The 14,134-nt window shown below is 35.0% G+C and carries 12 protein-coding genes; 8 read left to right on the top strand and 4 right to left on the bottom strand.

Translation table 11 applies throughout. The features are described 5' to 3' along the window. Window positions 1–24 precede the first annotated feature (24 nt). From EQG63_RS00650 to hemL, 3 genes are read left to right on the top strand one after another with little or no spacing between them, the layout of a single operon-like run. Complete coding sequence (locus EQG63_RS00650; protein ID WP_129433236.1) at window positions 25–930, top strand: 1-aminocyclopropane-1-carboxylate deaminase/D-cysteine desulfhydrase; 906 nt, start codon at window positions 25–27, stop codon at window positions 928–930. Further along, complete coding sequence (locus tag EQG63_RS00645; protein ID WP_129433233.1) at window positions 923–1,795, top strand: glucosaminidase domain-containing protein; 873 nt, start codon at window positions 923–925, stop codon at window positions 1,793–1,795. Before EQG63_RS00650 ends, EQG63_RS00645 begins: the two co-directional genes overlap by 8 nt. A 2-nt stretch (window positions 1,796–1,797) precedes the next feature. Next, window positions 1,798–3,084, top strand: coding sequence for a glutamate-1-semialdehyde 2,1-aminomutase (hemL, locus tag EQG63_RS00640; protein ID WP_129433230.1), 1,287 nt, complete (start codon window positions 1,798–1,800; stop codon window positions 3,082–3,084). A gap of 50 nt (window positions 3,085–3,134) precedes the next feature. On the opposite strand, the gene EQG63_RS00635 is transcribed toward hemL, so the two are convergent. Next, window positions 3,135–3,479 carry a hypothetical protein gene (locus tag EQG63_RS00635; RefSeq protein WP_129433227.1) on the bottom strand — a complete coding sequence of 115 codons (345 nt, stop codon included), beginning with the start codon at window positions 3,477–3,479 and terminating at the stop codon, window positions 3,135–3,137. Window positions 3,480–3,541: 62 nt separating this feature from the next. After that, on the bottom strand, window positions 3,542–3,985 hold the full coding sequence (locus tag EQG63_RS00630; protein WP_129433224.1) for a hypothetical protein: 444 nt from the start codon (window positions 3,983–3,985) through the stop codon (window positions 3,542–3,544). Between the two features lie 123 nt (window positions 3,986–4,108). Here EQG63_RS00630 and EQG63_RS00625 point away from each other — a divergent pair, with 123 nt between their 5' ends. Together EQG63_RS00625 and EQG63_RS00620 are read left to right on the top strand one after the other, a co-directional pair. Beyond that, a complete protein-coding gene (locus EQG63_RS00625; protein WP_129433221.1) occupies window positions 4,109–4,468 on the top strand; it encodes a hypothetical protein in 360 nt (119 codons plus the stop codon). Window positions 4,469–4,571: 103 nt separating this feature from the next. Continuing rightward, complete coding sequence (locus EQG63_RS00620) at window positions 4,572–6,716, top strand: TonB-dependent receptor (protein WP_129433218.1); 2,145 nt, start codon at window positions 4,572–4,574, stop codon at window positions 6,714–6,716. 52 nt (window positions 6,717–6,768) lie between these two features. Here the strand turns inward: EQG63_RS00620 and lysS are convergent, their stop codons facing one another. Beyond that, window positions 6,769–8,460 (bottom strand): lysine--tRNA ligase, encoded by a 1,692-nt coding sequence (gene lysS, locus EQG63_RS00615; protein ID WP_129433214.1) that lies wholly within the window; start codon window positions 8,458–8,460, stop codon window positions 6,769–6,771. Window positions 8,461–8,602: 142 nt separating this feature from the next. Between lysS and EQG63_RS00610 the strand changes: the two genes are divergently transcribed. Both EQG63_RS00610 and lipB read left to right on the top strand, forming a co-directional pair. Beyond that, a complete protein-coding gene (locus tag EQG63_RS00610; protein WP_129433212.1) occupies window positions 8,603–9,349 on the top strand; it encodes a hypothetical protein in 747 nt (248 codons plus the stop codon). A 111-nt stretch (window positions 9,350–9,460) separates the two neighbouring features. Next, entirely contained in the window at window positions 9,461–10,153 is a 693-nt protein-coding gene (gene lipB / locus EQG63_RS00605; protein ID WP_129433210.1) for a lipoyl(octanoyl) transferase LipB, read from the top strand. Window positions 10,154–10,186: 33 nt separating this feature from the next. On the opposite strand, the gene EQG63_RS00600 is transcribed toward lipB, so the two are convergent. Next, window positions 10,187–10,786 carry a ribonuclease HII gene (locus tag EQG63_RS00600; RefSeq protein ID WP_129433208.1) on the bottom strand — a complete coding sequence of 200 codons (600 nt, stop codon included), beginning with the start codon at window positions 10,784–10,786 and terminating at the stop codon, window positions 10,187–10,189. A 193-nt stretch (window positions 10,787–10,979) separates the two neighbouring features. Here EQG63_RS00600 and EQG63_RS00595 point away from each other — a divergent pair, with 193 nt between their 5' ends. Next, complete coding sequence (locus tag EQG63_RS00595; protein WP_129433204.1) at window positions 10,980–14,126, top strand: SusC/RagA family TonB-linked outer membrane protein; 3,147 nt, start codon at window positions 10,980–10,982, stop codon at window positions 14,124–14,126. Window positions 14,127–14,134: the final 8 nt, after the last annotated feature.

Genomic DNA, 14,134 nt, shown 5'->3' with positions numbered 1-14,134 from the left:
TTAAATAAATTATACTTTTGCAAAGTGATTACTGAAAATCAAAAAATAGCACTTCCATTTAAAAATGACATTTCACTTTACATAAAAAGAGAGGATGCTATTCATTCTTTTGTTTCGGGGAATAAGTTTCGAAAATTGAAATACAATCTTGCAGATGTTGAAGTAAAAGACTATGACTCTTTGGTTACTTTTGGAGGCGCTTTTTCGAATCACATTGCTGCCGTTGCTTTTGCATGTAAAGAGAAAAATATTAATTGTGTCGGAGTCATTCGGGGGGAAGAATTGCCTTCTAAAATTCATGAAAATCCGACGTTGCAATTTGCACAAAAAAATGGAATGAAATTTGAATTCGTAACCAGGGAACAATACCGTGAAAAAGATACCGAGGCATTTAAACACTATCTTCAGTCAAAATACGGTGACTGTTTGATTTTACCCGAAGGGGGTACAAATGCATTAGCAGTGAAAGGTTGTGAAGAAATTCTTCAAGTTGAAGAGAAACAATTCGATTATATATGTTGCGCAGTAGGAACCGGTGGAACAATAGCGGGTCTTATTAATTCAGTTGCAGAACATCAAAAAGTTATTGGGTTTCCTGCCTTGAAAGGTGATTTTTTACAAGATGAAATTCGTAAGTTTGCAAAAAATAAAAATTGGGAGTTGATGACTCATTATCATTTTGGGGGTTATGGAAAAGTAACTAATGAGTTTATAGGGTTTATTAATCAGTTTTTTAAACAAACAAAAATTCCGTTAGATCCTATTTATACTGGTAAAATGGTTTTTGGCGTTTTAGATTTAATTGAAAAAGACTATTTTCCACCCCATTCCAAAATACTGATGATTCATACTGGCGGATTGCAAGGTGTGCAAGGAATGAATCAGCTATTAGAAAAAAGAAAAATGACTAAGATTGCATTTGATGAATAAAATATTTTACATACTTATTGCCTTTTCGTTACTAGGTTGTGGTGCTTCAAAGCCTAAAATTCAAGCTTCGAGAAAGCCTGTGCCTTCAGTTGTCGCTACCAAAAAGAAGTCGATAAAACCAGAAGATAGAATTATAATTGACGAATCTAGAAAGACGGAAGAACTTATTGCTACTTCTAAAGTAAAAGTTACTGCAGAAATTGTAAATGCTTACATCAATCAATTTAAAGAAATTGCAAAAAACAATATGAAAGAACACGGGATTCCAGCCAGTATAACCTTGGCACAAGGAATTCTGGAATCGGGTGCTGGAACTGGGAAATTAGCAAATGTAGCCAATAATCATTTCGGAATTAAATGCCATAAAGAATGGTCAGGCGATAGTGTCCGCCATGATGATGATGCGGCTCAAGAATGTTTTAGAAAGTATGAACAACCTGGTGAATCCTACCGCGATCATTCTCTTTTTTTAACCAGTCGCCCTTGGTACAATCCCTTGTTCAAATTGGAAAAAAACGATTTTAAAGGATGGGCTTACGGCTTAAAAAAGTCGGGATATGCCACCGATCCGAAATATCCTGAAAAATTAATCGGAATTATTAATCGATACCAATTGCAAAGGTTTGATTCGGAAGTGTTAGGTATCGAGTACGTCGCGCCAAATGCTACCTCGGCTGTACCAGTAGTTGCTCTAAAAACAGAAATAAAGAAGGAAGAAATTGCCGAATTGACTCACACCGTGCTTCAAGGGGAAACCTTATATGCCATTTCGAAAAAATACAATATTTCAATTGAGGTATTAAAAACCAAAAATAACTTGGTGGATAATGCTATTTCAATTGGACAAACACTTATAATAAAATAACCATGTTATATCAAAGAAGTAGTCAGCTCTTTGCTGAAGCCGAAAAAGTGATTCCGGGTGGTGTTAATTCGCCAGTTCGTGCTTTTAAATATGTTGGAGGAACTCCCATTTTTGTGAAAGAAGCCAAAGGTGCATATTTGTATGATGAAGACGGAAATCGTTTAATTGATTACATCAATTCTTGGGGGCCTATGATTTTAGGTCATGCCTATGCGCCTGTTGTGAATGCGGTAATTGAAAAAGCTAAAAAAGGTACTTCTTTTGGAATGCCAACTGAAATTGAAACGCAAATCGCTGAGTTAGCGGTTTCAATGGTGCCTAATATTGATAAAATACGTTTTGTGAATTCAGGTACCGAAGCGTGTATGAGCGCCATTCGATTAGCGCGTGGATTTACAGGTAGAGATAAATTTATCAAATTCGCGGGTTGTTATCATGGTCATTCCGATTCGTTTTTAATTCAAGCGGGAAGTGGTGCCATTACTTTTGGTTCTCCTAATAGTCCTGGTGTAACAGAGGGTACGGCTAAAGATACTTTGTTGGCAAATTATAATGATATCGAAAATGTAAAAGCATTGTTTGAAGCCAATAAAAATCAAATTGCAGCTATTATTATCGAGCCTGTCGCAGGAAACATGGGTTGTATACCGCCAAAAAATGGTTTTTTAAACGATTTAAGACGTCTTTGTGATGAGAATAACACCTTGCTTATCTTTGATGAAGTAATGACGGGATTTCGATTGGCAAAAGGTGGGGCGCAGGAATTGTATGATGTTAAAGCCGATGTTGTTTGTTTTGGGAAAGTAATTGGTGGCGGATTGCCAGTCGGTGCTTTTGCAGCCCGAAAAGAAATCATGAATTATTTAGCACCTCTTGGTCCAGTATATCAAGCAGGAACTTTATCAGGAAATCCTTTAGCCATGGCGGCAGGTCTAACAATGTTACAAGAATTAAATGCTGATTCTCAAATTTTTAAAAGATTAGAAGAGAAGACAGCCTATTTAGAAAAAGGAATTCGTGAGGTACTGACAAAAAATAATATCGAGTATACAATTAACCGTGTAGGTTCAATGATATCGGTGCATTTTGATAAAGACGAAGTGTATGATTTCAATACGTCTAAAAATGGCGATAACCAACGTTTTAAGGATTTCTTTCACGGATTGGTGAAAGAAGGTGTCTATATAGCGCCTTCTGCTTATGAAACCTGGTTTATTACCGATGCCTTAACTTATGAGGATTTAGACTTTACGATTGCGGCAATTGATACCGTATCTAAAAAACTATAAAAGAAAAATCCCGCATTAGCGGGATTTTTCTTTTATTAATTATGACAAGACTATTGACTTGTTAATTTTTGAAATAATTTAGGGTTGTCGGCAATAGCTTTATATTGTTCAGCACTTAAGCTTCCAATTAATTTTTCTGTTACCATTTTTGTAATTGCTGTTTTTTCTTCAGCAGTAATGGCAGGATTCGCCAATTGTTCGTGTTTGGTTACAAATAATTTGTAAATACCGTTAAACAAACTGCTGTCTGCACTGATATCAGCTACACTTACTAGATCTTTTAAATCACTTTTTGCTTTCGCGTTATAAATAACTTCTGCTTTTGCTTCTGTTTGTGCCTGAGCATTGAAAGTAAATGCTAAAAGGAACAAAAATATGGATACTATTTTTTTCATTTTTAATGTTTAATTTTTTTTTGAACATTTCAAAGCTAAACAAAAAACATAACATTACAAAACTATTTTATTTCCTTTTCAGATGCATGGCTTTTGCGTTTGTTTCTGTGGTCTCTCATTTTTTTATGTCTGTTATCTTGATTGGCATCCCATTTTTCAAATTGTTTTTCATTTAAAATCTTTTTCATTTTAGCTTTGTGCGCTATCTGAGCATCAAGCATTTCGTTTTTCTTTTTAAATTTCTCATCGGCAGTTAATTCTTTTTTGGCCTCCTTATTGGCTTTCATTTCAGCTATTTTAGCTTCACGTTTGGCGTTTTGTTCTGCAATTACTTTTGACATTTCTTTTTGTTGACTTTCGTTCAAATCCAATTCCATTGTCATTTTTTTTAATTGCAATTGATTTCTTTGTTCCATTGATAATTTTTCACCTTGTTTTCTTTCTTGTGCGATTCCAGAGATGCTTAATGTTACTATAGCTACTGTTGTAAGAATTAAATTTTTCATAGTATTTAAATTTATTGTTTGTCAATAAGACCTTAGAAAAAAGCAAAGGTTTAATTGCAAAAGAAAGTTTTTTATTTATTTCATCAAACGCTAAAAACCTAGTACTTTTGCATCGTGAAAAAAATGCTGTTGCTTTTTGGATTATTACTTTTAATTAAGCCCGTAATTCCGCTTCTGGAATATGTGGTGAACTATGATTATATCTCAAAAGTATTGTGTGAAAATAAAGCAAAGCCCGAAATGAAATGTAACGGAAAATGTCATTTAATGAAAGAAATGGCAAAAGCTTCCGAAGAAGAGAAGCCGTTACAAAACGAAAAAAAAGCGTCACATCACGAATTCGAAACCTTATTTATAGCACAATTGCCTTCTTTTGAAATTAGAGTTTCAAATGAAAGTATTCAAAATACAATCACTACCAATTATTCTGATTTGTATTGCTACGAAGGTGCTTCTTCCGTTTTCCACCCACCCACCGTTTAATTATTTGTTTTTTACTCTATTTAATTCTGTTGTTTTTCAATGGAATAGGTTTCTCATTGGCTTTTGTCAATTGGGAGTAGTATGCAATAATTAAACTTTAAAAATGAAAAAAATATACTTTGCCTTACTCGTTTTAGGGCAAATTTCGTATGGACAAAATTCCATAAAAAAAGATTCAACAACTACTAAATTTTTAGAAGATGTAGTGGTTACAGCTAGTAGAAGTGCGATGTCAAAAAAAGAAGTTCCAGTAGCCATTTCTAAACTATCTCAAAAAACAATTAACGAAACTAAAGCGACTGCGGTTTATGAAATCATCAATAAAACACCTGGCGTTTTGATGGTCAATTTAGGAAATGAGCAGCATTCGATGGCCATTCGCCAACCCATGACGACCAATGCCTATTATTTGTATTTAGAAGATGGTTTGCCAATTCGTCCGATGGGGGTTTTTAATCACAATGCCTTGTTGGAAATTAATCAGTTCAATTTGCAAAGTATTGAAGTGGTGAAAGGTCCAGTTTCGTCTTTGTACGGTCCGGAAGCTGTTGGCGGAGCAGTGAATTTAATTTCAGTAAAACCGAGTGAGCAACCCGAATTAAAAATGGGAATTCAAGCCGACCAATTTGGTTACAGAAGATTACAAGTGGCTGGGGGAACAACAATTGGAAAAGTTGGTTTCCAACTGGCGGGTTTGTCTAGTCTGCAAAAAGATTCTTGGATGACTTTTTCCAACTACAATAAGGATAATAGTAATGGAAGAATTGACTATAACATTAATTCCAAAACCCGATTGATAGGAACTGTTTTCTACGGTCAATATTATTCGGACATGACGGGAAGCGTGAATGAAAAGGATTTTTACAACCGAACGTATAAAAGCACAACAAATTTTACCTATAGAAAATCGGAAGCGCTACGAACTAAAATTTTGCTGGAAAGAGATTGGGATCCAAATTCACATTCTGCATTAACCGTATTTATTAGAAATAATAAGTTAGGTCAAAATCCGTCGTATGGTATTCGTTGGACACCCGGTAAAACGACTGCGAAAGGTGAAATCAATTCAAATAACTTCAAAAGTTATGGTGTAATGGGACAACACCAGCAATCGTTCCGTTTTTTAAACACAGCAGTAGTGGCAGGTGGGCTTTTCGACTATTCGCCTGTGAATTATAATGCGTATCAAATTGATTTAAAAGCCAACTTAAATTCGGGTGGTCAAACAGTAAGTAGTTATGAAATCACCGCCGAACGCCCTGATATTCGTCTTTCCGATTATGAAGCTAAAATTTACAATAAAGCAGGTTTTGTTCAATTAAGTGTAAAACCTTTGACAAGTCTTATTGTTACAGGTGGCGCGCGTTACGACAATATGAGTTTGGATTATACCAATAATATCGATAAAACCGTTGGAAATAAAATGTTTGATCAGTTCACTTTTAAATTGGGAGCTAATTACAATCCACTCACTTATGCTGGATTTTATGGAAACTATTCACAAGGCTTTTCACCACCAGGATTGACTTCTATTTTTCGCGCAAAACCTGGCACAGGTGGAAATACGGGAGTTCTTGCCGAATTTTATTATGATTTAAAATCAGCTAAATTCAACAACTATGAAATTGGTGGTTGGTTGAGTTTCTTTCAAAAGAAATTAAATTTCGAATATTCGCTTTATTATATGGAAGGCAAAAACGAATTGCTTAATATTCGCCAGCCAGACAATTCGACTTTGTATCAATCGGCTGGAGAAACACGTCACAAAGGAATTGAATTTGCGGTGAATTATTGTCCAAGCGAACAGTTTAAAATTAGAGTTGGCGGAACTACTGCTCAACATACATTTATTGATTTTAAAGTGTCGGACAAACCGACCGATTTGGTCAAAGATTTAAATGGTTTTGAAATGCCTTCAGCGCCAAAATGGACGGGTAATTCGGAAGTAAGTTATTATCCAAAATGGTTGCCAAATTTTAGAACTTCTGTCGAATGGCAAATGGTGTCGAGTTGGTTTCAAAATCAAATCAATACGGTAAAATACGAAGGTTATGCTATTTTTAATGCTAGAGTAGGTTACCAATGGAAAGGAATTGAATGCTATGTAAATGCTATGAACCTAACCGATAAATTGTATGCCTATAATGTTTCAAGAAGTAATGTAACGAATGCTGCGTCAAGTTATACTGCTGCGGCTCCTAGAACTTTTGTTTTTGGATTGCAATACAATCTTTCACTGAAGAAGTAAATAAAAAAGGGAACTCTATTGAGTTCCCTTTTTTATTATATTGATTTTAGCGTTACACTAAAACCACTGTTTTATTATCACCGTCAACCACTACTTTTGTCAAGCCTGTTTTGGCCAAACCTTTCATAGCAGCATCCCATTTTTTTCCACTTAAAGCCGATTTTTCTTTTAAAGTGGCTAACGACTGATTGTTTTCTGCTTTTAATAAATCTAGGATAAATTTCTCGTCTTCCGTTAATTCGGGACCTTTTTTCTCCGGACGCATTTGTGGGAAGAACAACACTTCTTGAATGGAAGCATTGTTGGTCAAGAACATGATTAATCTGTCCATTCCAATTCCTAATCCAGATGTTGGAGGCATTCCGTATTCTAAAGCACGTAAGAAGTCTTCGTCGATAATGCCATTCGCTTCATCATCCCCTTTGGCTGCTAACGCCATTTGCGCTTCAAAACGCTCGCGTTGGTCAATAGGGTCGTTTAATTCCGAATAGGCATTGGCGATTTCTTTTCCACAAACCATCAATTCAAAACGTTCGGTTAGTTCTGGATTGTCACGGTGTGATTTACACAACGGCGACATTTCTTTTGGGTAATCGGTAATGAAAGTCGGTTGGATGAAGTTGCCTTCACATTTTTCACCAAAAATTTCATCAATTAATTTCCCTTTACCCATAGTTTCATTTACATCAATACCCATAGATTTTGCGGCTTCACGTAATTCGTCTTCTGATTTACCAGTAATATCAAAACCAGTGAATTGTTTGATGGCATCGGTCATCGTAACGCGAGCATACGGTGCTTTGAAGTTTACTTTATGTTCGCCAAAAGTAGCTTCAGTAGTTCCGTTTACTTGTGTCGCACAATATTCTAATAGGTTTTCTGTCATTTCCATCATCCAGTTGTAGTCTTTGTAGGCTACATAAATTTCCATAGCGGTAAATTCTGGATTGTGCGTTCTGTCCATTCCTTCGTTGCGGAAGTTTTTCGAAAACTCATACACACCATCAAATCCACCTACGATTAATCTTTTTAGATACAATTCGTTGGCGATTCTCATATATAATGGAATGTCTAAACTATTGTGATGGGTGATGAACGGACGTGCTGCCGCACCACCTGGAATCGATTGTAAAACTGGAGTTTCCACTTCCATGTATCCGGCTTCATTGAAGAAAGTACGCATGGCAGTGAATAATTTGGTTCTTTTCATGAAAACCTCTTTCACTTGAGGATTCACTACTAAGTCAACATAACGCATACGGTAACGTAATTCTGGATCTACAAAAGCATCATAAACATTTCCTTCTTCGTCGGTTTTTGGTAACGGTAAAGGACGTAAGGTTTTGCTCAAGAACGTAAAATTGGATACACGAATGCATTGTGCGCCTACTTGTGTAGTGAACAATTCGCCTTCAATTCCGATATAGTCTCCTAAATCGGTTAATTTTTTAAATACTTGATTGTATAAGGTTTTGTCGTCGCCTTCGCAAATGACATCACGATTGAAATAGGCTTGAATTCTGCCTTCGCTATCTTGAATTTCTGCAAAACACGCTTTTCCTTGATCGCGATTGCTCATCAAACGGCCCGCCACTACAACTTTCTTGCCTTCTTCAAAAGAGTCCTTGATTTGTTTCGATGTATGATTTACGGGATACAAATTGGCAGGATACGGATTAATTCCTAACTCGCGTAATGCGTTTAGTTTCTCTCTTCTAATGATTTCTTGTTCTGAAAGTTGCATAATTCTGTTTTTAAAGCCTGCAAAGATAAATCTTTTTGTTTCAAGTTTCAAGTTTAAGGTTTAACGTTTTGTATGTCTTTTGTTAATTGAGATTTGTTATTTTGAAAATTCAAATATGTATCTTTGGCAAAACAAATTTTTTATGAAAAAATCGCTTCTTTATTTGCTTTTGACTGTTGCATTTTCAAGTTGTACTTTCACAGAAGAAATTACTATTCATACTGACGGAACTGGAAAGTATAATTTAAATATAGACGGCTCGGCGTTGATGGCCATGATGCCTCAAGATTCTGTGGGAGGTAAAAAAGAAAAACCGATTGATTCTACTTTTTCATTCAAGCAATTGTTTGAAGAAAAAAAGGACAGTATTTCGAAACTTCCTAAAGCACAACAAGAAAAAATAAAAAAGATGGAGAAATTCAATTTGCGAATGCTGATGAATAACGAGACCAAAAAGTTTTTCTTTGCTTTTGACACGGATTTCAAATCGGTTTCCGAATTAGAAGATGTGATGGATAACATGAGTGAAATGCAAAAAATGAACAAAGGGGCAAAAGAAACTTCTTTGAATCCGATGGGGAATTTAAATGTGTTGGAGAATAATGGTTCGAAAATCAAATATGCTTATGATGGGAAGAAATTTAGCAGAAAAGCGATAGTGGATAAAGTGGCTTTGAAAAAAGCGAAAGATTCGACCGATTCCTATAAAATGATTTTTGAATCGTCAAAATACATATTGAAGTACCATTTTCCAAAAGCAGTGAAGTCGGTTTCGAATAAAACGGCTTTATTTTCGGAAGATAGAAAAACAATTACGATAGAACATGCTTTTAATGAATATGTTCACGAACCTGAAAAATTAAATTTTGAGGTAGTGTTTCAAAAATAGACAAAATTGCAACCCGACTTGAGTGAAGCTCTTTTATGTTGGCTGAGGCTCTCGAAGTCAACGAATAAAAAGCGGGAACGGAAGGCGGAAATTGTTGCCCAAAAAAACAAAATGAATAAAAAAATCATACTCCAGGACTTAGGTCGAAAAGATTATAAAGCGACTTGGGATTATCAAGAAGAAATTTTTGCGAAAATTGTTTCTCAAAAAATTGAAAAGCGAAATCAACCGGAAATCGAAACTGACAATTACTTTTTGTTTGTAGAGCATCCGCATGTGTATACGTTGGGAAAAAGTGGCGACATGTCAAATCTATTATTGTCTGAAAAACAGTTAACTGAAAAAGGCGCTACTTTTTATAAAATTAATAGAGGTGGGGACATCACCTATCACGGACCCGGGCAAATTGTTGGCTATCCTATTTTGGATTTGGAAAATTTTTTTACCGATATTCATAAGTATTTGCGTTTTCTGGAAGAAGTAATTATTCTGACCTTAAAAGAATACGGATTGGAAGGAACGCGTAGCGAAGGGGAAACCGGAGTTTGGTTGGGAGTAGGAACGCCCTTTGCTCGAAAAATTTGTGCGATGGGAGTACGTGCTTCCCGTTGGGTGACCATGCACGGTTTTGCTTTAAATGTTAATGCCAACTTAGGTTATTTTGATAATATTATTCCGTGTGGGATAAAAGGAAAGGCAGTGACTTCGCTTCATGTTGAATTGGGTAGAGAAATTGATGAAGCAGAAGTAAAAGAAAAAATACTCAAACATTTCAAAGTGCTTTTTGAAGCAGAAATGGTATAAATTAAAAAAGAGGTTCGCAATTGAACCTCTTTTTTATAGTTCTAACTTCAGTTGTTCTGGTAATAATCGGAAACTCATGCGGTGGTATTTAGTTGTGCCGTATTTTGCAATCGCTTCGCGATGTTCTTTTGTGGGGTAGCCTTTGTTTTTTTTCCAATTGTACATCGGGAATTCTTCGTGAATTTTATCCATGTATTCGTCGCGATACGTTTTGGCTAATACTGATGCGGCAGCAATACTCAAGTATTTACTGTCCCCTTTTATGATGGTGGAATAGGGAATGTTGTTGATGGGTTTAAATCTATTACCGTCGACAATAATATATATAGGTGTAGGTTGCAGTTTTAAAATACTTTGCTGCATGGCTTTTATCGAGGCGTTTAAAATATTGATTTCATCAATTATTTTTGGTTCCAGATGTGTTACGGCAAAGGAAATGGCTTTTTCTTCTATTAAAGGTTTTAATTTTTCTCTTATTTTTTCAGACAGTTGTTTGGAGTCGTTTAACAAGTCCAATTCAAAGTGGTCAGGAAGTATGACAGCAGCAGCAGTAACAGGTCCGGCAAGACAGCCTCTGCCGGCTTCATCGGTACCACACTCAATTTTAAATCCGCTGTAATTGTGTAAAAGCATTTTTTTGTCAAAAATATAAATTTCAACGCAACCTTTCGCGTTATTAATCATCATATTAATAGTAATTTGAAAATTCTGCAAGTTTCTTGTGAAAAACTTTAACTTAAATAAATAGTAATATTCCGAAGTATTATTTGGTTATTTAAGAAATATTTAAGAAGTTTGCGGAATAACTAACTCAAATAAAATTAATATGAGATCAAAGTTCAAATGGATTTTTACGCTTTTAATGGCGTTAACAATGCAGTTTTCTTTTGCTCAAGAGAAAACGATTACTGGAGTTGTGTCTGACGCAAGCGGACCGCTACCAGGTGTAAATGTTGTGGTTAAAGGTACACAACGCGGAGTGTCTACTGGTTTTGATGGTAGCTACTCTATCAAAGCTAAAGAGGGAGAAACTCTTGTTTACTCATTCATGGGTATGAGAGACTTTTCTAAAGTAGTAGGTGCTTCTAATGTAATGAACACTGTGTTACAAGATGCCACTACAAGTTTAACTGAAGTTGTTGTAACAGCGGTAGGTATTAAGAAAAGTGTTGGTTCGATTACTTCTTCTTCAGAACAAGTAAAAGCAAAAGAGCTTACACAAGCACAAAACCCTAACGTAATTTCTGCTTTAGCAGGAAAAGTTTCAGGTTTACAAATTATTAATACTGGTAATGGTGTAAATCAAAACAACAGAGTTCAATTACGTGCACCTAACTCTATTACTGGAGATAACAATGCTTTAGTGGTAATTGATAATGCAATTTCTACACTTGATGTTTTATCTAGAATTCCTACAGAAAACATTGAGTCTGTTAACGTTATGAAAGGTAAGCAAGGTGCGGCTCTTTATGGTTCAGATGGACGTAATGGGGTTATCATCGTGTCTACTAAAAGAGGTACTACAGGAGATAAAGTAAAAGTAACTTTAAACTCTTCTGTTGACTTTGAAGATGTGAACTTTATTGCACAACGTCAAACACGTTATGGTCAAGGATGGTCTGGATCTCATGTTTCATATGAAAATGGAGCTTGGGGTGCTGAATTTGATGGTACTATTAAGGCAGTAGGTATGGTGCAAGCTAATGGGCAATATATTTATGCTCCTTATTCGCCTATTAAAGATAATATCAAAAAATTCTTTAACACTGGTAATGTATATCAAAATAACATCAATATTTCTGGTGGTAATTTAGATAAAGGGTTTGTTAACTTTACTTACAATAACCAAAGAACTGAGTTTGTTGTTAAAGGAGATGAATTATCTAGAAATTCATTAACTTTTAGAGCAGGTAAAAAATTAAATAAGTTTACTGTTGAAGGTAAAGTTAATTATGCTTATACTAAATCTACAACTACTACTCAAGCTTTATTACAAGAATTATATCAAGCGGCTACTAATATTCCAGTAGAACAGTTTGAAAACTCTGGTAACGAAGGTGCTTGGACTTCTTATTACAGAAATCCATACTGGATGAGAAATAATATCAGATTTAATGACGATATTACTGATGTTAATCCACAGTTTAATGTGAATTATGAAATTAACAAAAACATCAATGTTAACGCATTGTTAGATTATAACATTCGTAATTCTGCTGATTCTTATTACAGAAACGGTTATACTGATTTACTTCAATTAGGGGGTGGAGATCACTCTACTATTTCTCAAATTGACCAAACTACTGCAAATCGTTATAAATTGTATAGTGATTTAATGGTTAACTTTAAATATGATTTAACTAGTTTAATTGGATTTAAAGGTAATATTGGTATGAATAACCAAGCTTTTAATTCAAAAAGAGCTTATGTGGGTGGTGATGATTTAGTGATCCCTGGTTTTTACAACATTACAAATATTTCTAGTGCTCCTCGTACTTTTACAAGAACGACGACTGCTTATAACAATGAAAGATTCTCAAATAACGCGAAATTCCAAAGACGTTCACAAGGTTTATTTGTGAATGCTGATTTCAACTTAGGAGAGTATTTGTTCTTGAACTTAACAGGTAGAAAAGATTGGGAGTCTCGTTTAACAGGAGATAAAACACCAACTAATACTTATTTTTACCCATCAGCTGGTATTTCATTTGTACCAACAGCCTTGGAGTCATTAAAAGACGGAAAAATTTTGAATTCTGCTAAATTGACTGCTTCTTATGTTAAAACAGGAAGTGCGTTTCCTGGTGACAATGGTATTTATGGTATCAATGAACTTGGTCAGTTAGGTACTGGATATCCTTTTGGATCTAATTCATCTTTCCAACAGTTTGTTAGTATTACAGATCCAGGGTTAAAGCCAGAGTTTACGGAAACTATTGAGTTTTCTGGTAAATTTGGATTTTTAGCAGATAGAATTATTTTTGGTGGTTCTTACTATACAGAGAAAAACACTGATTTGATTACAGGTATTACACCTTCTAATACTTCAGGTTTGGCTAATTTCTTAACAAACATTGGTGAAACTTCTACAAAAGGTTTTGAAGTTGATTTAGAGTTTTTCCCTATAAGAAATGATAATTTCAAATGGTCTAACCAATTTGGTTTCTCTACATATAAAACTACTGTAGATAAAGTAACGGATCAATCTGATGAGGTTTCTATTTTTGACAATGGTGAAGCGGGTATTTTTGCTGTGAAAGGTGAAGAGTTCCCATTAATTAAAGGTACTGCTTACGAAAGAGATCCTTCTGGAAGAGTAATTATTGATGCTGCAACTGGTAACCCAGTAAGAGCTACCGAATACAAAGTATTAGGTAAAGCTACGCCAGATTATATTTTAAACTATAATGGTTATGTAGATTACAAAGGATTACGTTTAGGAGTTGTTATGGATTATAGAACTGGTCACCAATTCTATGCTGAAACTAAAGACTGGTTATCTTGGTCAGGTCACTTATATGAATCAGCAATTAATGGTCGTCAAGGGTTTATTTATCCTAACTCAGTTATCGAAACTGCTCCTGGTGTATATACTACAAATACAAATGTTGTTACAGGTGGAACTACGTATTCTTCATTCTTATCTTATTTCCAAGACGAGTATGCTGATATTGCTGAAAATTCAGTATTAGATGCTACTGCTTTAAAAATTAGAGAGATTTCTTTAAGTTATACTTTACCTGCTAAATTATTAACTGGAACTACACTTTCTAATGTTAAATTTGGTGTTAATGCAAGAAATCCTTTCATTTTCTTAGCTAAAGAAAACAGAGGATATGCTGATCCTGAATTCTCTAATTCTGGGGCAACTTCTGCTGCTGGTACTACTAATACTAACAGTCAAGGTTTCTCTCCAATTGGAAAATACCCTCAAACAAGAACAATCGGTTTCAATATTAACGTAAGTTTCTAATAAACTAA

The sequence above is a fragment of the Flavobacterium amnicola genome (genome assembly GCF_004122165.1).
GTDB lineage: Bacteria > Bacteroidota > Bacteroidia > Flavobacteriales > Flavobacteriaceae > Flavobacterium > Flavobacterium amnicola.
The sequence above is the reverse complement of the archived record's forward strand: the minus strand, read 5'-3'. Positions and strand labels throughout refer to the sequence as shown.

Bases quoted from the DNA above. Each gene is read 5' to 3' on its own strand.
- EQG63_RS00645 (WP_129433233.1), top strand. From the start codon at position 923: ATGAATAAAATATTTTACATACTTATTGCCTTTTCGTTACTAGGTTGT.
- hemL (WP_129433230.1), top strand. From the start codon at position 1,798: ATGTTATATCAAAGAAGTAGTCAGCTCTTTGCTGAAGCCGAAAAAGTG.
- EQG63_RS00635 (WP_129433227.1), bottom strand. From the start codon at position 3,479: ATGAAAAAAATAGTATCCATATTTTTGTTCCTTTTAGCATTTACTTTC.
- EQG63_RS00630 (WP_129433224.1), bottom strand. From the start codon at position 3,985: ATGAAAAATTTAATTCTTACAACAGTAGCTATAGTAACATTAAGCATC.
- EQG63_RS00625 (WP_129433221.1), top strand. From the start codon at position 4,109: ATGCTGTTGCTTTTTGGATTATTACTTTTAATTAAGCCCGTAATTCCG.
- EQG63_RS00620 (WP_129433218.1), top strand. From the start codon at position 4,572: ATGAAAAAAATATACTTTGCCTTACTCGTTTTAGGGCAAATTTCGTAT.
- lysS (WP_129433214.1), bottom strand. From the start codon at position 8,460: ATGCAACTTTCAGAACAAGAAATCATTAGAAGAGAGAAACTAAACGCA.
- EQG63_RS00610 (WP_129433212.1), top strand. From the start codon at position 8,603: ATGAAAAAATCGCTTCTTTATTTGCTTTTGACTGTTGCATTTTCAAGT.
- lipB (WP_129433210.1), top strand. From the start codon at position 9,461: ATGAATAAAAAAATCATACTCCAGGACTTAGGTCGAAAAGATTATAAA.
- EQG63_RS00600 (WP_129433208.1), bottom strand. From the start codon at position 10,786: ATGCTTTTACACAATTACAGCGGATTTAAAATTGAGTGTGGTACCGAT.
- EQG63_RS00595 (WP_129433204.1), top strand. From the start codon at position 10,980: ATGAGATCAAAGTTCAAATGGATTTTTACGCTTTTAATGGCGTTAACA.